Origin of the sequence: Shinella sp. NM-101 (genome assembly GCF_021401195.1) — a bacterium.
Lineage (GTDB): Bacteria > Pseudomonadota > Alphaproteobacteria > Rhizobiales > Rhizobiaceae > Shinella.
This window is the reverse complement of record NZ_JACBFT010000017.1, coordinates 59,644-79,626: the sequence shown is the minus strand read 5'-3', so window position 1 is coordinate 79,626 and position 19,983 is coordinate 59,644. Positions and strand designations below refer to the sequence as shown.

Here is a 19,983-nt window from a genome sequence, read left to right as displayed (position 1 = left end):
GCTCCGATGGGCGCGATGGAGGAGGATAGAGATGTACAAGGCGCCGGTCGAGGAGATTGCGTTCACGCTGAAACATGTGGCGGGGCTGGCGCCCGCCCTTCAGAACGGCCGTCTCGGCGACCTGACGGACGACCTCGTCGACGCCATCCTTTCCGAAGCCGGCCGCTTCGCCACCGAGGAGGTCGCCCCGCTCGCCGAGATCGGCGACAGGCAGGGCGCCCGCCTCGTCGACGGCGCCGTGAAGACGCCGGACGGCTGGCCCGCGCTCTACAAGGCTTGGGCGGAGGGCGGCTGGAATTCGCTGACGGCCGCGCCCGACTTCGGCGGGCAGGGGCTGCCCCACATGCTGCACGTCGCCGCGCTGGAAATGTGGAACGGCGGCTCCATGGCCTTCGCCATCGGTCCGACGCTGACCATCGGCGCCGTCGAGGCGCTCACCGCGCACGGCTCGGACCATCTCAAGGCCACCTACCTGCCGAAGATGGTCTCCGGCGAATGGATGGGGTCGATGAACCTCACGGAGCCCCATGCCGGCTCCGACCTCGGCGTCATGAAGACCCGCGCCGAGCGGCGCGACGACGGCACCTACCGCATCTTCGGCCAGAAGATCTTCATCACCTACGGCGAGCACGACTTCACCGACAACATCGTGCACCTCGTCCTCGCCCGCCTGCCCGATGCGCCCGCCGGCACGCGCGGCATCTCGCTGTTCCTCGTGCCGAAGTTCCTCGTCAACGAGGACGGATCGCTCGGCCCCCGCAACGACGCCTACTGCCATTCCATCGAGCACAAGCTCGGCATCCATGGCTCGCCGACCTGCACGATGATCTACGGCGACGGCCGCTTCGGCGGGGAGCCGGGCGCCATCGGCTGGCTCATCGGCGAGGAAAACCGAGGCCTTGCCTGCATGTTCACCATGATGAACAACGCCCGCCTCGCCGTCGGCATGCAGGGCGTGGCGATCGCGGAGGCCGCGACGCAGAAGGCGATCGCCTATGCGAAGGAGCGCACGCAGGGCAAGGCGCCCGGCTGGCACGGCTCGGGCATGAGCCCGATCATCGAGCACCCCGACGTTGCCCGCATGCTCCTGACGATGAAGGTCCTGACCCAGGGCGCCCGCGCCATCACCTATGCCTGCGCCCACGCCGTCGACCTGTCGCATGGCGAGGAGGCGCGGCACTGGTCCGAGCGCGCGAGTCTCCTCACCCCCGTCGCGAAAAGCTTTGCCACCGATGCCGGCGTCGATGTTTCCTCGCTCGGCGTGCAGGTGCATGGCGGCATGGGCTTCATCGAGGAGACGGGCGCGGCCCGCCTCTACCGCGACGCCCGCATCGCGCCGATCTACGAGGGCACCAACGGCATCCAGGCCATCGACCTCGTCACGCGCAAGCTGCCGCTCTCCGACGGCAACCACATCCGCGGCTTCATCGCCGAACTGCGCGACATCGCCGCGAGCGCGCGCGCCGCGAATGCCCCGGCACTCGGCGAGACGGGCGCGCGCCTCGAAGCCAGCATCGCCGATCTCGAAGCCGCCACCGAATGGCTGCTCGCCACGCTCGCCGATGGCCGGCAGGCCGAAGCGCTTGCCGGTGCCACGCCCTACCAGCGCCTCTTCGGCCTCGTGCTCACCGGCGCGTACCTTGCCAAGGGCGCGCTCGCCGACGGTGGCGACGGCCGCAACGGCGAACGCGCCGCGCTCTGCCGCTTCGCCGCCGAGAACGTCATCGGCGAGACGGCGGCGCTGAAGGAACGGGTGGTTTGCGGTGCCGCGAGCCTGCAAGCGGCGCGCGTCGTGCTGGAATAAGCCCCCTCTCAACAAGGGAAGAGGGGCTTGATGCGCCGCGCCCTTCTGCACGCAATTTCGAACGGCGAGCAAGCCTCTATCTTTCTCCTTGGGAGGAGATGCCGGCAGGCAGAGGGGGCTTGCAACAGGACAAAGGAATTCCACGTCTATGACCGACCATATCCTGATCGAGCGCCCGCAAGGCGCCCCCGGCGTGCAGGTGATCCGCCTCGACCGCGCGGAAAAGAAGAATGCCATCACCCGCGCCATGTACCAGGCGATGACCGATGCGCTGAAGGCGGGCGACGCGGACGAGAGGGTGCGGGCGACGCTCTTCCTCGGCTCGGAGGGCTGCTTTTCCGCCGGAAACGACCTCAACGACTTCATGGCCTTCGCCATGGGCGGCACGATGGGCCGCGAGGTGATCGATTTCCTCCACGCGCTCGCTGCGCACGGCAAGCCGCTGGTTTCCGGCGTCGACGGCCTTGCCATCGGCATCGGCACGACGATCCATCTCCATTGCGACCTGACCTATGCCTCGGACCGCACGCAGTTCCGCACGCCCTTCGTCGATCTCGCCCTCGTGCCGGAGGCGGCATCGAGCCTGCTCGCCCCGCGCCTGATGGGCCACCAGCGTGCCTTCGCGCTGCTCGCGGCGGGTGAAGCCTTCTCCGCGGCCGCCGCCCGCGATGCCGGCCTCGTCTATGCCGTGGTCGAGCCCGCGGCCGTGGAGGCCGAGGCGCTCGCCGCCGCGGCCCGCCTTGCCGCCAAGCCGCCGAAGGCCCTTTCCATCGCCCGCAGCCTCATGCGCGGCGACGGCGCGGACGTCGCGGCGCGGATCGACGAGGAGGCCGGCCACTTCGCGGCGCAATTGAAAAGCCCGGAAGCGCGCGCCGCCTTCGAGGCCTTCATGGCGCGGGGCAGGGGGTGATCGCCCTGCGATTTGTGGTCTGCTAATTTTAACAGGCTCTTAAACACGTTTTCCTATCGTGCGCCCATCTCCGGCAGCCCTGCCGGCGGCCGCATGATGCGGCCGGTTTTCGCCTCCGGCATGCCGTTCAGCATCGCGCCCCGCCATCGGCGTGGGTGATCCGAAGGAACACCGTCACCGTGTCCAGACGTTCCAATCTCATGACGCGCATCCTCGTCGTCGCGTCCCTCGTCGTCATCGCCGCCTTCACCGGCTTCTCCCTCTATATCGGCAGCCTGCAGCGCTCCGTGCTGACGAAATCCGTCGAGGAAAGCATCGACAGCTCCGGCAAGCAGGCCGCCCAGAGCATCGCCAACTGGCTGAACGCCCGCGTGGCGCTGACCGAGATGGCCGCCAACGCCGCCGCCCGGACCGCCGATCCTGCCGGCATCGAGGCCGTCCTCGACAACCAGGTCCTCATCAGCCAGTTCATCTCCACCTATGTCGGCGACGAGGCGGGCGTCTTCACGCAATGGCCGAAGTCGGACATGCCGGAAGGCTACGATCCGCGCCAGCGTCCCTGGTACCAGGATGCCGTCAAGGCGAATGGCAGCGTGCTGACCGAGCCCTATGTCGATGCCTCGACCGGCGACCTGGTCATCACCGCGGCGCTTCCCGTCAAGCGCGACGGCAAGCTTGCCGGCGTTGCCGGCAGCGACTTCTCGCTGAAGTCTCTCGTCGACATGGTCAATTCCGTCGATCTCGGCGGGGCGGGCTTCGCCTTCCTCGTCAGCAAGGACGGCCAGATACTCGTGCACCAGGACAAGGCGCTCGTCACCAGGTCGCTTGCTGACGCCTTCCCGCAGAAGACGCCCGCCATCGGCGGCGGCATCACCTACACGACCTATGCCGGCAAGCCGGCGCTGGTCTCCTTCGTGCCGGTCACGGGCCTGCCGTCGGTGGAATGGTATCTCGGCTTCACCATCGACAGCGGCGTGGCATTTGCGGCCATCGACCAGTTCCGCATCGCCGCGACCATCGCCACGGTTCTCGCCGTCATCGGCATGATGGGCTTCCTCGCCACCGTGCTCTCGCGCCTCGTCGTCCGCCCGGTGAAGGACATGACGGCCGCCATGGACAAGCTCGCCTCCGGCGATGTCGAGACGGACATCCCCGGCGAGGAGCGCCGTGACGAGATCGGCCGCATGGCCGCCGCCGTCGCCGTGTTCCGCGACAACGCCATCGAGCGCGCGCGCCTCGAGACCGCCGCCGAGGAGGGCCGCGTGCTCTCCGAAAGCGAGCGCCGCGAGCGCGAGGCGATGAAGGCCCGCGAAGCGGCCGAGATCCGGCACGCCGTCGAGGCGCTGGCGGACGGCCTCGGCCGCCTTGCCGACGGCGATCTCGCCCACCGCATCGAAACCCCCTTCGCCGGTCATCTCGACCGCCTGCGCACCGACTTCAACCACTCTCTCGCGAAGTTGCACACGGCGATGACGACGGTGGGCCAGAACGCCCGCGCCATTGATGCCGGCGCCACGGAAATCCGCTCTGCCGCCGACGACCTCGCCCGCCGCACCGAGCAGCAGGCCGCGTCCGTCGAGGAGACCGCCGCCGCGCTGGAGGAGATCACCACCACCGTGAAGGACTCGACCCGCCGGGCCGAGGAGGTGGGCTCGCTCGTCTCGCGCACCCGCACCGGCGCCGAAAAGTCGGGCGAAGTGGTGCGCCGGGCCGTCTCGGCCATGCAGGGCATCGAGAAGTCCTCGCACGAGATCTCCAACATCATCGGCGTCATCGACGACATCGCCTTCCAGACGAACCTGCTGGCGCTCAATGCCGGCGTCGAGGCTGCCCGCGCGGGCGAGGCCGGCAAGGGCTTTGCGGTCGTGGCGCAGGAAGTGCGCGAGCTCGCCCAGCGCTCGGCCAATGCCGCCAAGGAGATCAAGACGCTGATCACCGCCTCCGGCGAGCAGGTCCGCTCCGGCGTGGCACTGGTCGACGAAACGGGCGCGGCCCTTGAGGCCATCGTCCGCGAGGTGCAGGAGATCAACGGCCACGTCAACGCCATCGTGACCTCCGCCCGCGAACAGTCGACCGGCCTCCAGGAGATCAACACCGCCGTCAACACGATGGACCAGGGCACCCAGCAGAACGCCGCCATGGTGGAGGAACAGACCGCCGCCAGCCATGGCCTCGCCGCCGAAGCCGCCGCGCTCAACGCCCTCCTGGCCCAGTTCAGGCTCGGCCAGGGCGAAGCAGCCACCGCCGCTCCTGCCCGACGCGCGGCGTGAGCGGGAAGTTCATGAAAATGAAAAGGCCCGGAGCGATCCGGGCCTTTTTTATGCGGCCTTTTCCAGCACCGCCACGGCCTCCACATGGGCCGACCAGAGGAACTGGTCGATGGGGGTGACGAGGCGGATGCGGTAGCCGGCGGCGGTGAGGATCGAAAGATCCCGGGCAAGGCTCACGGGATTGCAGGAGACGGCGACGATGGTTTTCACGCCCGAGCGGGCGAGCTCCTTGCACTGGTCCTCGGCGCCGGCGCGCGGCGGATCGAAGACCACGGCATCGTAGGCCTTCAGCTCGGAGACCATCAGCGGGCGGCGGAAGAGGTCGCGCCGTTCCACCGTCACGGGTTTCAGGCCCTGGGTGTTGCGCGCGGCATGGTCCAGCGCCTTGATCGCCTTCTCGTCGCCCTCGACGGCATGCACCTTGGCCCTTCGCGCGATGCGCAGCGCAAAGGTGCCGGAGCCGGCGAAGAGGTCGGCGACGCGCTTGGCCTTGCCGAGCGCCTCCAGGACCAGCCCGGCCATCGCCTCCTCGGCCGGCTTCGTCGCCTGCGTGAAGCCGCCGGCCGGCGGAAAGACGCGCACGCCGTCAAAGTCGATCTCGGGCTTGACCGGCTCGATGATGATCTCGCCGTCGTTGGACACGCGGGCGATGCCCCGCTGGGAGAGGACGCATTCGGTGACGGCGCGCCGTTCCCGGTCGCCGACCTTCTTCACGCCCTCGAAGGCAAGGTCGAGGCCGGTCGCCGTTTCCAGCACCGTCAGGCGGAAGGGCTCGCTCGATGTCGCGATGGCCGCGCAGACCCGGCGGATGTCGTCCAGCCGGGAGACGATGCCGCCGCTGCTGATGGGACAGTGCTCGATGGAGACGATGTGGTGGCTGCCGGCCTGGTTGAAGCCGAGCAGAATGCCCTTTTCCGTCTTGCGCGCGGTGAAGGTGACGCGGCGGCGCTCGCCCGGCCGGGCGATGAGCAGCGGCGCGACCTCGGGTGTCAGCGCCTTGGATTTCAGGGCATTGACGACGAGGCCGCGCTTGAAGTCGTGATAGAGCGCATCACCCGCATGCTGCAGCGTGCAGCCGCCGCAGGTGCCGTTCTTTCCATCCGGACCGAAATGCACGCAGGCCGGCTCCACCCGCTCGGGCGAGGCGACCGACATGGACATGACCGTGCCGTGGTTCTTCACCCGCGCGACGGCGACCGTCTCGCCGGGCAGCGTGAAGGGCACGTAGACGGGGCCGCCCGGCGCTTCGGCGATGCCGTCGCCGCCGCTGCCGAGCCGCGCGATGGTGAGGGTTTCCGTCGTCATGGCTTTCGCCCTCCAAGAAGAAATTCGTGATTGCCGTCGCCGCCGGCGATGGGCGAGGGCGTAAGGCCGAGGCTCTGCCAGCCCATCTCCTCGACGAGCCAGCGCTCCAGCTCCGCCGCCACGGCCGGCGCGCTGTCAGGGTCCTTCAGAAGCCCGGCCTTGCTGATCGCCTCGCGCCCCGCCTCGAACTGCGGCTTGACGAGAAGGGCGCAGAAGGCGCCAGGCTCGGCAAGCGCCAGCGCGGGGGGCAGGGCGAGCTTCAGCGAGATGAAGGAGACGTCGGAGACGACCGCGCCTATCGCCCGCCCGCCGAGATCGGCCCGGCCGAGCGCCCGCGCATTCAGCCCTTCGAGATTGATGACGCGCGGATCGGTGCGAAGGCTCGGATGCATCTGGTCGTGCCCGACATCGACGGCGACGACATGCGCGGCGCCGCGCTCCAGCAGCACCTGCGTGAAGCCGCCGGTGGAAGCGCCGATGTCGAGACAGTCGAGGCCGTCGGGATCGAGCCCGAACCGGTCGAGCGCCGCCGCCAGCTTCAGCGCCGCGCGCGACACATAGGACCGCGCCGGATCGTCGACGACAAGGACGGCCGAGGCGGGAAAGCTCGCGCTCGGCTTGGTGACGACGCGGCCGTTCACGGTGACGGTGCCGCGCATGATCGCATCGCGCGCCCGCGAGCGGCTGGCGACGAGACCGGCATTCAGCAGGAGCTGGTCGAGGCGGATGGTTTCGCTGGCTTGGGACATGCGCCTCTCATGACGCTTCGGGGGCAAAGAGGCAAGCCCCGGTCGTGTGCCTTGCGTTCCCTACGAAGGGGAGGAGGTCCGGATGAGGGGCGGCCGCGGGCAGGAAGCAATGATTTTCGGAATACCTCCCGCCCCAGGAGGACGGCGGATGAAGAGCAAAACTTGCGGGCCGTTTCAGCCCGCCGCGCCCACATCCACGACGGCCTTCTGGCCGAGTGCCTGGAACACCGTGGAGACGATGCCGGCGCGGTCGAGGCCGGCCCTGGCATACATCGCCTCGGGCTTGGCCTGTTCCATCCAGGTATCGGGCAGCACCATGGGGCGCACCTTGAGGCCGTGGTCGAGCAGGCCTTCGAGCGCGAGGAACTGCAGCACATGGCTGGCGAAGCCGCCGACGGCGCCTTCCTCGATGGTGATCAGCACTTCGTGGTTGCGGGCAAGCTGGCGGATGAGGTCGCGGTCGAGCGGCTTGGCGAAGCGCGCATCGGCAACCGTCGTGGAAAGTCCCGATGCGTCGAGGTCCTCGGCGGCAAGCAGACAGTCGGCAAGGCGGGTGCCGAAGGAGAGCAGCGCCACCTTGGAGCCCTGCTTGACGACGCGGCCCTTGCCGATCTGAAGGATCTCGCCGCGCGCCGGCATCTCGACGCCGACGCCCTCGCCGCGCGGATAGCGGAAGGAGATCGGGCCGTCGCCATAGGCAGCGGCGGTGCGCACCATGTGCTTCAGCTCCGCCTCGTCGGCGGCGGCCATCACCACGAAGCCGGGCAGCGTTGCGAGATAGGTCGTGTCGAAGGAGCCGGCATGGGTCGGCCCGTCGGCGCCGACGAAGCCGGCCCGGTCGATGGGAAAGCGCACCGGCAGGCCCTGGATGGCGACGTCGTGCACCACCTGGTCGTAGCCGCGCTGCAGGAAGGTGGAATAGAGCGCGCAGAAGGGCTTGTAGCCCTCCGCGGCAAGGCCGGCGGCGAAGGTCACCGCATGCTGTTCGGCAATGCCGACGTCGAAGGTGCGGGCGGGGAAGGCGGCGGAGAGTTTGTCGAGGCCGGTGCCGGCGGGCATGGCGGCGGTGACGCCGACGATCTTCTCGTCGAAGCCCGCCTCCTGCACCAGCGCTTCGGCGAAGACGGCGGTATAGGCGGGCGCGTTCGGCTTGGCTTTCGCCTGCGCGCCGGTGATGACGTCGAACTTGTTGACGCCGTGATACTTGTCGGCGGCCGCCTCGGCGGGCGGATAGCCCTTGCCCTTCTGCGTGACGACGTGGATCAATACCGGGCCCCTGGAATTGTCGCGCACGTTGCGCAGCACGGGCAGCAGGTGCTCGAAGGAATGACCGTCGATCGGGCCGATATGATAAAAGCCCATCTCCTCGAACAGCGTGCCGCCGGTGACGTAGCCGCGCGCGTGCTCGACGGCGCGGGTGATCGCCCGGTCGACCGTCTTGCCGAGATAGGCGGTCAGCTTCTTGCCGAGGTCGCGGAAGCCCATATAGGTGCGGCCGGAGGCAAGGCGCGCGAGATAGGCGCTCATCGCGCCCGTCGGCGGGGCGATCGACATGTCGTTGTCGTTGAGGATGACGATGAGGCGCGCATCGAGCGCCCCGGCATTGTTCAGCGCCTCGTAGGCCATGCCGGCCGACATCGCGCCGTCGCCGATGACGGCGATGACGTTGCGGTGCTCGCCCGAAAGGTCGGCGGCGACCGCCATGCCGAGGCCGGCGGAGATCGAGGTCGAGGAATGGGCGGCGCCGAAGGGATCGTATTCGCTCTCGGCCCGGCGGGTGAAGCCGGAAAGGCCGTCTTCCTGGCGCAGCGTGCGGATGCGTTCGCGCCGGCCGGTGAGGATCTTGTGCGGATAGCACTGGTGGCCGACGTCGAAGATCAGCCGGTCCTTCGGCGTGTCGAAGACCTTGTGGATGGCGATGGTCAGCTCCACCACGCCGAGGCCCGCCCCGAGATGCCCGCCGGTGCGCGAGACGGCATCGACCATCTCGGCGCGCAGTTCCGCCGCCAGTTGCGGCAGGTCGCGGTCCTCGACGGCCTTCAGGTCCGCCGGAATGCGAACCTTGTCGAGTAGGGGGGTGGCTGGTGCCTGTGTCACTCTCATGCCTCGTGTTCCTGCCCGCATGCCGCGCTCCGCTGCGGAGCTGGGCCGGGACATACGACTTCACGCCGCGTTTGCTTTCACATGCAGAATGCGGCGTGCGATTTCAACCGTTTCGGCAAGTCTAGAGCGTATTTCGCCGGATTGATACCTTGCAAACCGACCCATTGGCGAACTCTTGTTGGGCAAATGGGGCATTTTGCGGACGCCGTGCCCGTCCGGCCGATGCGTGATTCCCGGGGCGGAAGACGCTCTACTTCCTCTTCTTCGCCCGGGACGACCGGTTGAGGGCGACGGCCGCGCGCACGAGCGCTTTCAGGGCATCCTCCCTGATGGCCTCGCCCTCGCGGAAATCGATGGCGCGGCGCGTATTGCCCTCCAGGCTGGAATTGAAGAGCCCGGCCGGGTCCTCCAGCGAGGCGCCCCTGGCGAAGGTCATCTTCACCACCGCCTTGTAGGTCTCGCCGGTGCAGACGATTCCGTCATGCTCCCAGACGGGAACGCCCCGCCATTTCCATTCCTCCGTGACGTCGGGGTCGGCCTCCTTGATCAGGGCGCGCAGCCGCGCCAGCGTCTCGCCGCGCCAGTCGGCAAGTTCGGCGATCCGCCCGTCGATCAGGCGCGAAGGCGTGTCCGCGCCGCTCTCCGCCTCGTCCATGGCTCCGTCCTTCCGCCCGTTACATGCGCTCGCCGGGAAGCTTGCTCGCCTGCCCGATCCATCCGGCAAGCAGGGCCTCGTCCAGCGCCTCGCCCTCGTGGATGTGGACATAGCGCGTCTCGGTGGTTTTGGAAGCGATCGGCGGGACCGGGTCGAGCGCGGCGCCGCGGAAGAATGCCAGCTTTATGTATTTCGCAAAGCAGTGATAGCTGAGGAACCACCCGTCGCCCTCGATGCCGTAGAAGGGAGAATTCCACTTCACGGCCTTGTGGACGCCGGGCACCGTTTTCTCGATCAGCTCGTCCAGCCGGCGCCCGACCTCGCTCTTCCAGCCGGGCATGGCGGCGATATAGGCCTTGACCGGGCCGTCGCCGTAGCCCTTGGGGATCTGCGGATTGCCGCCCGAAAGCAGGACGGGCTTGTCGCTCTTCTTGCCTGCCATCGCGTCCTCCTAGCCTTGCCGCCACCGCGCCGCATAGGGCAGGGCGAAGAGATAGAGCCCGCTTGCAAGAAGCAGGATGAGCGGGAAGAGCGCGAGAAGGCCGATCCAAACGGCCGGCTCGCCCTGCGTCAGCGCCGCGATATTGACGAGCACCGCAAGCGTGAAGGCAATCGACAGCCAGCGGTGGATCTGCCGGATCTTCGTGTTCCAGTTCATGGTCGCTCCTTCCTATTCCAGTCCCGCCAGAACCCGTTCGAGGTTCGTGAAGTGCAGCTCCCAGCCATGGCGCGCGCCGCCGAAGGCCTGCTTCTGCTCCGGCCGGAACCCGGTCTGCTCCATGCGCAGCAGCGTGCCGGCCCCCGTCGGCGTCAGCGTGAAGCTCACCACGCTCCTCAGATTGAAAGCCGGGTCGTCGTGCGCGTGATTCCAGGTGTAGGTCAGGGTTTTTCCGGGCTCGACCGTGAGGACGTCGCATTCGACGCTGCCCCACTCGCCGCTCATCGTGAACCTGTGGCCGACGACCGGCGCAAAATCGGTGCGCATCAGCCATTCCGCGATGAGATGCGGCTGGGTCAGGGCGCGCCAGAGCTTTTCCGGCGGATGGGCAATCTCGCGCTCGACGACGACGGTGCGTGTCTCGTTCATTGATCCATTCTCCTCAGCAGATTTTCAAGATCGTCGAACCGCGCCTCCCAGAACCGGGACATCTGGCTGGTCCAGTCGACCAGCGGCGCCAGCGCGCCGAGCTGCGCGCTGTAATGCGTCTGCCGGCCCTCATGGCGGTCGCGCACGAGGCCGGCCTGCTTGAGGAGGCTGAGATGCTTCGAGACGACCGGCTGCGAAACGCCGGCCTGCGCGGTCAGCGCGCCCACGGTTTTCTCGCCCTCGCGGCACAGCCGCTCGAAAAGCGCCCGCCGCGTCGGGTCGGCCAGAGTGCGGAAGAGGATGTCGTGCGGCTCGGTCAAAATCCATACCTCAATGGCTATGGATTTTTATATAGCTGAACGGCTATGGATCGGTCAACGATCTTTCTTGCAAAACCGCATTCGCCTCTTCCCGTCATGCCCGGAGCGGGCCGGGTTCCGCCGCCTGTGCGTCACCCTGCCGGCAGCGGCACGAACTCTTCCTCGTCGCCGGGCACGATGTCGAAGCGGCCGGTGCGCCACTCTTCCTTGGCCTGCTCGATCCGCTCCTTGGACGAGGAGACGAAGTTCCACCAGATATACCGCTTCGAGCCGAGCGCGGCGCCGCCGAAGAGCATGACGTGACAGCCCTCCGGTCCCGCCTTGAGGGTGATGGGATCGCCGGGGCGGAAGACGAGCAGCCGGTCGGCCTCGAAGACGTCGCCGGCGACATCCAGCGTGCCGGACAGCACATAGACCGCGCGCTCCTCCCAGTCCGCCACCAGCGGCGCGCAAGCGCCGGGGGCGAGCATCAGGTCCGTGTAGAGCGTGTCCGTCGGCACGCTGACGGGCGAGGCGTGGCCCTCATATGTGCCGATGATCGTGCGCCCGGTGATGCCGTCGGCGGAAAAGGCGGGAAGCTCGGCCATCGTCGTGTGGGAGAAGACGGGAGCCGATTCTTCAAGATGATCGGGCAGGGCGAGCCAGGTCTGCAGGCCCGAGATGGATTGCGGCCTGCCGCGCAGGTTCTCCGGCGAGCGCTCGGAATGCACGATGCCGCGCCCCGCCGTCATCAGGTTCACGTCGCCGGGGGCGATGACCATCTCGGTGCCGAGGCTGTCGCGATGCTTGATCTCGCCGTCGAAGAGATAGGTGACGGTGGAAAGCCCGATATGCGGATGCGGCTTGACGTCGATCGCCTCGCCCGCCCGCAGCAGCGCCGGCCCCATGCGGTCGAAGAAGATGAAGGGGCCGACCAGCCGGCGCCTGGCCGTCGGCAGCGCCCGCCGCACTTCAAGCCCGCCGATGTCGCTGGTGCGCGGAATGATCAGGTTTTCCAGCGCATCGCACGCCGCCGCATCCCCTGCTTCGGGGTCCTTGCCCGGAAAGAAGCTCATCACGCCCTCCTGTCGCTGGTTTCATGCCGGCATGCTAGCGGGCGGGACGGGGCGTGGATAGGCCAGCGGCTGTTGACGGTGTGGTCACCGGAGCGGAACTTACGCCCCGTCGAGCGGCTCGGTGCCCTGCGGCTTGCCGGCGCGGTCGAGGCGGATCTTCTCGATGCGGTTCTCGGCGGCCGAAAGCAGGGTCTCGCAATGCTTCTTCAGCGCCTCGCCGCGCTCGTAGATCTCGATGGAGCGGTCGAGCGGCACGTCGCCGCGTTCGAGGGCGGCGACGATCTTTTCCAGCTCCTCCACCGCCTGTTCGAAGGAGAGGGCGGAAACGTCGGGGCCAGGGGCGTGGGCAGCATCGGTCATGGTCAGCCTCTCATCAGGCGGTAGATATGGGTGGCGGCGGATTCGGCGAGGCCCTGGAGGTCATAGCCGCCTTCCAGCAGGCTGACCACACGGTTGTTCGCCGATTTTTCGGAAAGCTCCATCAGCCTGCCCGTCGCCCAGTCGAAATCGTCGGCGACGAGGTTGATCTGGGCGAGCGGGTCGCGGTGATGGGCGTCGAAGCCGGCGGAGATGACGATCAGGTCCGGCTTGAAGTCCGCCACGCGCGGCAGCACGCGCGCCTTGAAGGCCTCGCGGAAATGGTCGCTGCCGTCATTGGCCGAAAGCGGCGCGTTGACGATGTTTCCCGCACCCGTCTCGTCCTTGGCGCCGGTGCCGGGATAGAGCGGCATCTGGTGGGTCGAGCAGAAGAGCACGGACGGGTCGTCGAAGAAGATGTCCTGCGTGCCGTTGCCGTGATGCACGTCCCAATCGACGATGGCGATGCGCTCCGCGCCGTAGGCCTTCTGCGCATGGCGGGCGGCGATGGCGGCGTTGTTGAAGAAGCAGAAGCCCATCGCCTTCTCGCGCTCGGCGTGGTGGCCGGGCGGGCGCGCGGCGACGAAGGCATTGTCGGCCTTGCCGGAAAAGACGGCATCGACGGACGCGATCGCCCCGCCGATCCCGGTCAGCGCCGCCTGGAGGCTCGCGGGGCTGGCATAGGTATCCGCCTCGACCTGGTTGATGCCCTCTTCGGGAATGCCGGACATCACGGCGCGCAGGTGGCTTTCGGGGTGGGCGAGCAGCACGAAGTCCTCGTTCGCCTGCGGTGCCTTCTCGCGCACCAGCGGCGAGAAGCGCTCGTGCTCCAGCGCAAGGTTCAGCGCCCGGATGCGGTCGGACCGCTCCGGATGACCCTCGGGCGTGTTGTGCTCGAGGAAGATCGGGTTCTCGAAGAGAAGCGTCGTCATGGCCGGAAGCTACCCATTGCGGTTGGCGAGGTCCACGGGAAATGGGCCGATGTCCACCCTTTTCAACCGTCAGGGCGCAAGCAGGACCTTGCCCCTGCGCGCCGGATCGTCCTGCCGGGCGAGCGCTGCGGCAAGGTCGCCAAGGGCGAAAACGCCGTCGATCTCGCAGGCGAGAAAGCCGGCGCGGATGCCGGAAAAGCTCCGCGCGAAGGCGGCCTCGATGGCGGCGCGCGGGGCGGAATGCACCCAGTTGCGCAGCCACAGGAAGGAGAACGCAACCTCGTCCCGCCGCGCCGTCACAAGCATCGGGTCGAGCTGCGCGCCGGAAAGCGCGCCGTACTGGATGAAGGCGCCGCCGGGCCGGACCTGCCGGAAAAGCGCATCGCCCGGCGCCCCGCCCACCGCGTCGAGCACGCCGTCGAGCGGCGCGGGCTGCGTGAGGATCTCCCCGCCGAAGCTTTCGCCAAGCCGCGCTGCCGTCGCCGCGCTCCGCACCAGCGCGACAGGCCGGAAACCCGCCTCCGCAAGCAGCACCAGCAGCATCCGCCCGATGGCGGAAGCCGCGGCGGTGACGCCGATCCGCCGGCCGCCGGCCGCGCCGAAATGCGCCCCGGCCGCATCGATCAGCCGGAAGGCCGTCAGCGGGTTCACATAGGCCATGGCGGCCTCATCGTCGGAAAGGTCATCCGGCACGGCAAGGCACCAGTCCGCCGGGCGGACGAGGTATTGCTGCCAGAGCCCGCTGGCGCCGATCGGCAGAACGCGCCGGCCGATGGCAAGATCCGTCACGCCCTCGCCGAGGCGCACGATGTCCCCGACGCCCTCGAAGCCGGGCACGAAGGGCAGGGCGGTGCGGCTGCGATAGGCGCCGGTGACGGGGATGAGGTCGGACGGATTGATCGCGGCGCGGCGGATGCGGATTTCCACCGCGCCGGGTCCGGGCGCCGCCCGCTCCGCCTCTTCCAGGCCGACCGCTTGCCGGGGATCGCCGAACGCTCTAACAACGGCACGAAGCATGGTTGACCCCGGGGCAGGACGTGGAACAGGCGGCAGACATCACGGTCAGCGAGATCCGGATACCGTTCCGCGATATAGACATGCACGGCCACATGCACAATGCCGCCTATTACGCCCATGCCGAGGCGGCGGTCGCCGGCCTCTGGCGCCACCGGCCGGAAGGGCCGAACGATCCCGTCTATTTCGTCCGCAAGTCCGGCTGCACCTTCCATCGCGGCCTGAAGCTCGACGATCTCGCCCGCTTCAGGGTCTCGGTCACCCGCATCGGCGCGACCTCGCTCACCTTCGCGGTCGGCATCTCGGCGGAGGGCGCGCGGGTCGCCGATCTGGAGATCGTCTGGGTCGCGGTCGACCCGGCGAGCCACCAGCCCGTCAACGTGCCGCAGGCGGTGCGCGACTGGCTGAAGTCATTCCTCGCCTGAGGCCGTCTCGACGCACAGCCAGCGCGGCCGGCAATCCTCGAACGAATGGTACTGCGGCGCCAGCGCCGGATCACCCGGATCGTCGAAGCCGCCGACGAGGAGGGCGATGACCGGCTCGTCGTCGATCGCGCCGATGGAGGAGCCGCAGGCCGGGCAGAAGGCGCGGCTGGAATAGTCAGAGGAGCGCCAGGTCGAAGGCGCGCCGCCCGGGCCCGTCCAGGTGATGCTTCCGGCGGGAAACTCCACCCAGGCGGCGGTCGGCGCGCCGGTGTGCCGCTGGCAGAAGCGGCAGGAGCAGGTATGCGGCTTTTCCGCGGGCCCCCGCGCCGCAAAACGCACGGCGCCGCACAGGCAGCCGCCGGAAAGGATCGTGTCGGCCATGGTGCTCCTCACACTTTGCGAAACAGGGTGGCGATGCCCATGCCGCCGCCGATGCCCATCGTTGCCAGCCCCTCGGTGCCGGCATCGGCCTCCCGCATCTGCGCGAAGAGCCGCGTGACGAGGATCGCGCCGGACGCGCCGTAGGGATGGCCGAGCGCCAGCGCACCGCCGTCGCGATTGACGGCGGCGGGATCGACGCCGAGCGCATCGAGGCTCGCCAGCACCTGCGCGGCGAAGGCCTCGTTGAACTCGATGAAGGGGATTTTTGCGGCGTCGAGGCCGGGATTGCGCGCGGCAAGCTTTTCCATGGCCGGCACCGGGCCGAGGCCGAGCAGGTTCGGATCGACACCCGCCACCGCGCTGTCCACCACCTCCACCAGCATCGTCAGGCCGAGCCGTTCCGCTTCGGCCAGCGAGGTGACCAGCACGACCGAGGCGCCGTCGTTGACCGGGCAGGCATTGCCCGCCGTCACGGTGCCGCCCGGCCGGAAGACCGGCTTCAGCGCGGCGAGCCGTTCCAGCGAGGTATTTTCGCGCGGGCATTCGTCCTGGGAGACGGTGCCGGCGGGCGTCTCGACCGGCACGATCTCGCGGTCGAACCGCCCGGCTTTCCGCGCTGCGACGGCACGGCGGTGGCTTTCGAGGGCGAAGGCGTCCTGACGCGCACGGCCGATGCCGGCATGGGCCGCGACATTCTCGGCGGCGATCCCCATGTCCGGATCGCCGATGGCGTCCGGCGCCATGCGGGCGCGGCGCACCGGCTCCGGCGTGCCGCCGGGCGCTGCCGGCGGGCGCAGGCGCAGATGCGCGCGGCTGGTGCTCTCCGTGCCGCCGGCAAGGTAGAAGCGGCCGGCGCCGGCCTGCACCAGCCGCGCCGCGAGCACGATGGCCTCCAGCCCCGAGCCGCATTGCCGGTCCACCGTCATGCCGGGCACGCTGACGGGAAGGCCTGCCTCCAGCGCGGCAAGGCGCGCGAGGTTGCCGGCGCTGTTGGCGGCGTTGCCGAGGATCACGTCGTCCACGGCCTCCGGCGCCAGCCCCGTCTCGGCGAGGATGCGGCGGATGAGCGGCGCGGCAAGGCTGGCCGGCTCGATGGCCGAAAGCGACCCGTCGACGCGGCCGACCGGCGTGCGGAAGGCGGCCGCCACGACGGGGATGCGGCAGGGGTCAGGCGAACCGTTCGAGCGCATCGCTTGCCTCCGCCACCCATTGCCGAACCGTCTTCGCCTCGACCTTGCCGGAGGGCGTGGCGGGCATGGCGCGGCACAGCCAGATGCGCCGTGGCTGCTTGTAGCGCGGCAGCACCGCGGCCATGGCGGCCGCCAGCGCCTGCGCCGTCAAGCCCGCTTCCGGCTCGATCACCGCGACGAGCTCGCTGCCGAGATCGGCATGGTCGACGCCGAAGACATGGGCGGCGCGCACCCCGGCAAGGCCGACAAGCGCCGCTTCCACCTCCGAAGGATAGATGTTGTTGCCGCCGGACAGCACCATGCCGCCGGAGCGGCCGAGAAGGTGCAGCGTCCCGTCGGCTTCGAGGAAGCCGAGGTCGCCGACGGTCGCGCGCGTGCCGAAGCGGGCAAGCCCGGCCCCGTCGCCCGCGCCGAGATAGCCGGTGGCGACAAGCGGGCTCTCGACGAAGATCGTCCCGGTCTCGCCTGCGGGAAGCGCCTTGCCGGCCTTGTCGAGGATGGAGAGGCGCACGCCCGGAAAGGCCTTGCCGACGGCGGTGGAGGAGGCGGGATCGCCCGGCGTGGTGACGGTGATGAAGCCGAGCTCGGAGGCGCCGTAATATTCGCGCAGCGCCGCGTTGGGGAAGTGGCGGGCGCAGAGCGCATGGTCGCCCGCCGTCAGCTTGGCGCCGGCCACGGTGATCGCCTCGACCTGTTCCAAGGGTGCGCCCTCGCAGAGCCGGCGCAGCATGGTGGGCACCAGCACGAGGCGGCGGATGGCGTTCGTGCGGATCGCTTCGCGCGCCTCTCCCGTGTCGAAGTGCCGGGCGGCGTGGAAGGTCGCCCCGGCGACCAGCGTCTCCGTCATCGCATAGAGGGCAAGGCCGTGGGCGAGGGGACCGGGGGCGCAGGTGCTCGTGACGGCGTCGATGCCGAAGAACGGCGTGCCGGCGGCAAGGCTGCTGCGCCAGGAGCGCCGGTCGCGGATGATCGGCTTCGGATCGGCGGTGGTGCCGGAGGTGAAGACGACGAGGAAGGGATCGCTATCGCCGCCGTCCGGAAGGGGCGGCAGGTCGGAGGTCTCGCTGCGGGCGATGGCAAGCGTCGCCCCCGTCGATGGATTGCGCAGGAGAAGGCTGTCGCCATCGGCCGTGGCGATGATGTCGGGCGAAAGTTGCCCTGTCATGCGAAGGCGAACGGCTTCCGGCAGGTGCGGGTCGATCAGCGCGGCGCAGGCGTTGCCGGCCGTCGCCGCGGCAAAGGCGGCGGCAAACAGCGGATGGTTGCCCGTGACGATGGCGACCAGCCGGTTCGCCGGCCCGATGACGCTCCGGCCGGCGGGGGCGAGGGCGTGGAAGGCGGCGTGGAACTCCCGGGCGGTCGCGGCGAGCGCGCCATAGGAAAGGACCCGGCCCTCCAGGTGGAAGGCCGGGCCCGGGGGATGGCCGGCGGCGTGCCGTTCGAGGGCGCCGGAAAGCGGCATCGGCTCAGGCGCGCTGCGGCAGCAGCGGATAGCCGGCGAGCACCGCGCGGCCGGCCAGCATGGCGACGAAAGCCTTGATGAGGTCGCCCGGCAGGAAGACGAAGGAGGCGACGGCCGTCTCGAAGAAGGCCTTGCCGCTCATATAGGCGAGCCACGGGACGCCGAAGAGATAGACGACGGCGATGCCGCCGACGACGGATGCCGCGAGGAAGGACAGGAACTGCGAAAGCTCGGGCTGCTCCTCCTTCACGAGGCGTTCGGCGATCAGGCCGCAGACATAGGCGCCGACGACCCAGCCGAGGATGTAGCCCGCTCCCGGGCCGGCAAGGACCGCAAGGCCGCCGCGACCGCCCGAAAGCACCGGCAGGCCGATGGCGACGAGCAGCAGGAAGAGCAGCATCGAGGCCGCCCCGCGCCTTGCGCCGAGAATGCAGCCGGCAAGCATCGGGCCGAGCGACTGTGCGGTGATCGGCACCGGAATGAAGCCGAGCGTGATCGGCGGCAGGAGGCCGAGGACGGTCATGATGGCGGCGAAAAGGGCGACGAGGACGATGTCTCTGGTGCTCATGTCGGGATTTTCCTCGAATGGACAGGATCGGGTGGATGTTTAGTGCCGCCGAAAGCCGCGGGCGTCAATCGCCATGGCGATCGTATCCGCATCCTTCAGCGTCAAAATGATCAGCGGCACGAGCGTGGTGAGCGGGCGCACCGGCAGGCCCCGCGCCCTGTGCGCATCGGCGATGTCCCTGTAGCGCGCCAGGATTTCCGGCACGAAGCGGATGACGAGCCCGACCGCGAGGCTGACATCGGCCGCCTGCACGAGCCCGCGCCGCTCCAGCGGCATGAGGAGCCGCGTGACCTCGTCCATGAAGGCGGAGATGCCCGTCGTCGCCGTGACGGCGGCGGCAAGCAGGACCAGCGCGGCGAGCCGGCAGAAGACGACGAGCGACTCGTGCGGCGAGTGGAGGTAATAGTTCGCGGCGGCGAGGATCAGCACCGTGAAGAGCACGAAGCGCGTGCGCCGGAAGGCCTCCCGAACGCCGACGCCGGTGGAAAGGAGAAGCCCGGTGGAAAGCGCCAGCGTGGGCACGAGCACGCGCAGGTCCGAGACGAGGAACAGCCCGACGGCCGTAGCGAAGAGCAGGACCAGCTTGCCGCGCGCCGGCAGACGGTGGAGAGGCGAATCGCCCTCGATGTCGAGCCCGTTCAGCACGCCGCGATCTCCCGGTAGGCGGCGACCGCCTCCGCCGGCCTCCCGTCCGCCGCAAGCCGGCCGGCATGGAAGACGAGCACCCGGTCGAAGCCGTCGAGCAGCGCAAGGTCGTGCGTGATGACGATGACCTGTTCGGGCAGGCCCGCGAGCGTCCGCTCGATCATCGCGCGGTTCCTGAGGTCGAGCTGGTTGGTCGGCTCGTCGAGGATCAGGAGGTCCGGCCCGGTGACGAGCACGCTGGCGATGGCCGCAAGCTGCGTCTCGCCGCCCGAAAGCTCGTGCACGCGGCGGCGGGCAAGATGCGCGATGTCGAAGCGCGCGAGGATCGCCTCGGTCCTCTCGGCGATCTCCGCCTTGGTGAAGCCCCGGTTCTTCAGGCCGAAGGCGATGTCCTCGGCAAGGACGGGAAGGATCATCTGGTGCTGCGGGTTCTGGAAGATGAAGCCGGTCTTGCCGCGCGCGGCCTTCTCGTCCGTCACCGTATCGAGCCCCTCCACCGTGACCGTGCCCTCGCTCGGCTTGACGAGGCCGTTGATGAGGCGCGCCATCGTGGTCTTGCCCGAGCCGTTGAGGCCGACCACCCCGATGCGCCGTTCGCAAAGCGCAAGGTCGAGCGGATGGAGGGCGACGCGCCCGCCATAGCGCACCGTTGCGGCGGTAAAGACGATGTCCAAGAGCAGGGTCCCGTTTGGAAAAAAGTCGGACGGACCTATAACATGCCGGGTCCGAAAGAAAACCGGGTGGAACAAAC

Annotated in this window: 22 protein-coding genes; 4 read left to right on the top strand and 18 right to left on the bottom strand. The window is 68.9% G+C overall.

The window, feature by feature from the left end:
* Positions 1-31: 31 nt before the first annotated feature.
* From L0976_RS23675 to L0976_RS23665, 3 genes are all read left to right on the top strand, one after another.
* Positions 32-1,804: an acyl-CoA dehydrogenase gene (locus L0976_RS23675; RefSeq protein WP_234189441.1), complete on the top strand. Its 1,773-nt coding sequence runs from the start codon at positions 32-34 to the stop codon at positions 1,802-1,804.
* A gap of 148 nt (positions 1,805-1,952) precedes the next feature.
* On the top strand, positions 1,953-2,714 hold the full coding sequence (locus tag L0976_RS23670; protein WP_234189440.1) for a crotonase/enoyl-CoA hydratase family protein: 762 nt from the start codon (positions 1,953-1,955) through the stop codon (positions 2,712-2,714).
* A 200-nt stretch (positions 2,715-2,914) separates the two neighbouring features.
* The gene (locus L0976_RS23665; RefSeq protein WP_234189464.1) at positions 2,915-4,984 is read left to right on the top strand and encodes a methyl-accepting chemotaxis protein; all 2,070 of its coding nucleotides are present in this window, start codon (positions 2,915-2,917) and stop codon (positions 4,982-4,984) included.
* Between the two features lie 48 nt (positions 4,985-5,032).
* Here the strand turns inward: L0976_RS23665 and L0976_RS23660 are convergent, their stop codons facing one another.
* The 12 genes from L0976_RS23660 to L0976_RS23605 form a co-directional block, all read right to left on the bottom strand.
* Positions 5,033-6,289 carry a class I SAM-dependent RNA methyltransferase gene (locus L0976_RS23660; RefSeq protein ID WP_234189439.1) on the bottom strand — a complete coding sequence of 419 codons (1,257 nt, stop codon included), beginning with the start codon at positions 6,287-6,289 and terminating at the stop codon, positions 5,033-5,035.
* Positions 6,286-7,038 (bottom strand): TlyA family RNA methyltransferase, encoded by a 753-nt coding sequence (locus L0976_RS23655; protein WP_234189438.1) that lies wholly within the window; start codon positions 7,036-7,038, stop codon positions 6,286-6,288. The genes L0976_RS23660 and L0976_RS23655 overlap by 4 nt, the downstream gene beginning before the upstream one ends.
* 174 nt (positions 7,039-7,212) lie before the next feature.
* The gene (gene dxs / locus L0976_RS23650) at positions 7,213-9,141 is read right to left on the bottom strand and encodes a 1-deoxy-D-xylulose-5-phosphate synthase (protein ID WP_234189437.1); all 1,929 of its coding nucleotides are present in this window, start codon (positions 9,139-9,141) and stop codon (positions 7,213-7,215) included.
* A gap of 250 nt (positions 9,142-9,391) precedes the next feature.
* Positions 9,392-9,796, bottom strand: coding sequence for a DUF1801 domain-containing protein (locus L0976_RS23645; protein WP_234189436.1), 405 nt, complete (start codon positions 9,794-9,796; stop codon positions 9,392-9,394).
* Between the two features lie 19 nt (positions 9,797-9,815).
* Positions 9,816-10,238: a DUF1801 domain-containing protein gene (locus L0976_RS23640; protein ID WP_234189435.1), complete on the bottom strand. Its 423-nt coding sequence runs from the start codon at positions 10,236-10,238 to the stop codon at positions 9,816-9,818.
* Positions 10,239-10,247: 9 nt separating this feature from the next.
* Positions 10,248-10,454: a hypothetical protein gene (locus L0976_RS23635; RefSeq protein ID WP_203318067.1), complete on the bottom strand. Its 207-nt coding sequence runs from the start codon at positions 10,452-10,454 to the stop codon at positions 10,248-10,250.
* Positions 10,455-10,466: 12 nt separating this feature from the next.
* Positions 10,467-10,883 carry an SRPBCC domain-containing protein gene (locus L0976_RS23630; protein WP_203318068.1) on the bottom strand — a complete coding sequence of 139 codons (417 nt, stop codon included), beginning with the start codon at positions 10,881-10,883 and terminating at the stop codon, positions 10,467-10,469.
* Positions 10,880-11,203, bottom strand: coding sequence for a helix-turn-helix transcriptional regulator (locus tag L0976_RS23625; protein ID WP_234189434.1), 324 nt, complete (start codon positions 11,201-11,203; stop codon positions 10,880-10,882). The genes L0976_RS23630 and L0976_RS23625 overlap by 4 nt, the downstream gene beginning before the upstream one ends.
* A 131-nt stretch (positions 11,204-11,334) precedes the next feature.
* Entirely contained in the window at positions 11,335-12,258 is a 924-nt protein-coding gene (locus L0976_RS23620; protein ID WP_234189433.1) for a pirin family protein, read from the bottom strand.
* A gap of 99 nt (positions 12,259-12,357) precedes the next feature.
* Positions 12,358-12,618 carry an exodeoxyribonuclease VII small subunit gene (locus L0976_RS23615; protein WP_203318071.1) on the bottom strand — a complete coding sequence of 87 codons (261 nt, stop codon included), beginning with the start codon at positions 12,616-12,618 and terminating at the stop codon, positions 12,358-12,360.
* A gap of 2 nt (positions 12,619-12,620) precedes the next feature.
* Positions 12,621-13,547, bottom strand: a complete 927-nt coding sequence (locus L0976_RS23610; protein WP_234189432.1) for a histone deacetylase family protein — start codon at positions 13,545-13,547, stop codon at positions 12,621-12,623.
* A 69-nt stretch (positions 13,548-13,616) separates the two neighbouring features.
* Complete coding sequence (locus L0976_RS23605; RefSeq protein WP_234189431.1) at positions 13,617-14,564, bottom strand: zinc-dependent alcohol dehydrogenase family protein; 948 nt, start codon at positions 14,562-14,564, stop codon at positions 13,617-13,619.
* A gap of 20 nt (positions 14,565-14,584) precedes the next feature.
* On the opposite strand from L0976_RS23605, the gene L0976_RS23600 reads away from it, so the two are divergent.
* Positions 14,585-14,986: a thioesterase family protein gene (locus tag L0976_RS23600; RefSeq protein WP_234189430.1), complete on the top strand. Its 402-nt coding sequence runs from the start codon at positions 14,585-14,587 to the stop codon at positions 14,984-14,986.
* On the opposite strand, the gene L0976_RS23595 is transcribed toward L0976_RS23600, so the two are convergent.
* The 6 genes from L0976_RS23595 to L0976_RS23570 are packed head-to-tail and all read right to left on the bottom strand — an operon-like array spanning position 14,972 to position 19,906.
* On the bottom strand, positions 14,972-15,367 hold the full coding sequence (locus L0976_RS23595; protein ID WP_234189429.1) for a GFA family protein: 396 nt from the start codon (positions 15,365-15,367) through the stop codon (positions 14,972-14,974). The genes L0976_RS23600 and L0976_RS23595 overlap by 15 nt on opposite strands.
* Positions 15,368-15,375: 8 nt before the next feature.
* A complete protein-coding gene (locus L0976_RS23590; protein WP_234189428.1) occupies positions 15,376-16,557 on the bottom strand; it encodes a thiolase family protein in 1,182 nt (393 codons plus the stop codon).
* On the bottom strand, positions 16,535-18,019 hold the full coding sequence (locus L0976_RS23585) for a class I adenylate-forming enzyme family protein (RefSeq protein ID WP_234189427.1): 1,485 nt from the start codon (positions 18,017-18,019) through the stop codon (positions 16,535-16,537). Before L0976_RS23585 ends, L0976_RS23590 begins: the two co-directional genes overlap by 23 nt.
* Positions 18,020-18,023: 4 nt before the next feature.
* Positions 18,024-18,587, bottom strand: coding sequence for a biotin transporter BioY (locus L0976_RS23580; protein ID WP_203318077.1), 564 nt, complete (start codon positions 18,585-18,587; stop codon positions 18,024-18,026).
* A gap of 39 nt (positions 18,588-18,626) precedes the next feature.
* Positions 18,627-19,232 carry an energy-coupling factor transporter transmembrane protein EcfT gene (locus L0976_RS23575; protein WP_234189426.1) on the bottom strand — a complete coding sequence of 202 codons (606 nt, stop codon included), beginning with the start codon at positions 19,230-19,232 and terminating at the stop codon, positions 18,627-18,629.
* Entirely contained in the window at positions 19,226-19,906 is a 681-nt protein-coding gene (locus L0976_RS23570; RefSeq protein ID WP_234189425.1) for an energy-coupling factor ABC transporter ATP-binding protein, read from the bottom strand. The genes L0976_RS23575 and L0976_RS23570 overlap by 7 nt, the downstream gene beginning before the upstream one ends.
* Positions 19,907-19,983 lie beyond the last annotated feature (77 nt).

Excerpts from the sequence above, each read along its gene's own strand:
- L0976_RS23585 (WP_234189427.1), bottom strand. The coding sequence starts at position 18,019 with ATGCCGCTTTCCGGCGCCCTCGAACGGCACGCCGCCGGCCATCCCCCG.
- L0976_RS23610 (WP_234189432.1), bottom strand. The coding sequence starts at position 13,547 with ATGACGACGCTTCTCTTCGAGAACCCGATCTTCCTCGAGCACAACACG.
- L0976_RS23640 (WP_234189435.1), bottom strand. The coding sequence starts at position 10,238 with ATGGCAGGCAAGAAGAGCGACAAGCCCGTCCTGCTTTCGGGCGGCAAT.
- L0976_RS23630 (WP_203318068.1), bottom strand. The coding sequence starts at position 10,883 with ATGAACGAGACACGCACCGTCGTCGTCGAGCGCGAGATTGCCCATCCG.
- L0976_RS23580 (WP_203318077.1), bottom strand. The coding sequence starts at position 18,587 with ATGAGCACCAGAGACATCGTCCTCGTCGCCCTTTTCGCCGCCATCATG.
- L0976_RS23675 (WP_234189441.1), top strand. The coding sequence starts at position 32 with ATGTACAAGGCGCCGGTCGAGGAGATTGCGTTCACGCTGAAACATGTG.
- L0976_RS23645 (WP_234189436.1), bottom strand. The coding sequence starts at position 9,796 with ATGGACGAGGCGGAGAGCGGCGCGGACACGCCTTCGCGCCTGATCGAC.
- dxs (WP_234189437.1), bottom strand. The coding sequence starts at position 9,141 with ATGAGAGTGACACAGGCACCAGCCACCCCCCTACTCGACAAGGTTCGC.
- L0976_RS23635 (WP_203318067.1), bottom strand. The coding sequence starts at position 10,454 with ATGAACTGGAACACGAAGATCCGGCAGATCCACCGCTGGCTGTCGATT.
- L0976_RS23620 (WP_234189433.1), bottom strand. The coding sequence starts at position 12,258 with ATGAGCTTCTTTCCGGGCAAGGACCCCGAAGCAGGGGATGCGGCGGCG.
- L0976_RS23605 (WP_234189431.1), bottom strand. The coding sequence starts at position 14,564 with ATGCTTCGTGCCGTTGTTAGAGCGTTCGGCGATCCCCGGCAAGCGGTC.
- L0976_RS23595 (WP_234189429.1), bottom strand. The coding sequence starts at position 15,367 with ATGGCCGACACGATCCTTTCCGGCGGCTGCCTGTGCGGCGCCGTGCGT.
- L0976_RS23660 (WP_234189439.1), bottom strand. The coding sequence starts at position 6,289 with ATGACGACGGAAACCCTCACCATCGCGCGGCTCGGCAGCGGCGGCGAC.
- L0976_RS23615 (WP_203318071.1), bottom strand. The coding sequence starts at position 12,618 with ATGACCGATGCTGCCCACGCCCCTGGCCCCGACGTTTCCGCCCTCTCC.
- L0976_RS23590 (WP_234189428.1), bottom strand. The coding sequence starts at position 16,557 with ATGCGCTCGAACGGTTCGCCTGACCCCTGCCGCATCCCCGTCGTGGCG.
- L0976_RS23665 (WP_234189464.1), top strand. The coding sequence starts at position 2,915 with ATGACGCGCATCCTCGTCGTCGCGTCCCTCGTCGTCATCGCCGCCTTC.
- L0976_RS23655 (WP_234189438.1), bottom strand. The coding sequence starts at position 7,038 with ATGTCCCAAGCCAGCGAAACCATCCGCCTCGACCAGCTCCTGCTGAAT.
- L0976_RS23670 (WP_234189440.1), top strand. The coding sequence starts at position 1,953 with ATGACCGACCATATCCTGATCGAGCGCCCGCAAGGCGCCCCCGGCGTG.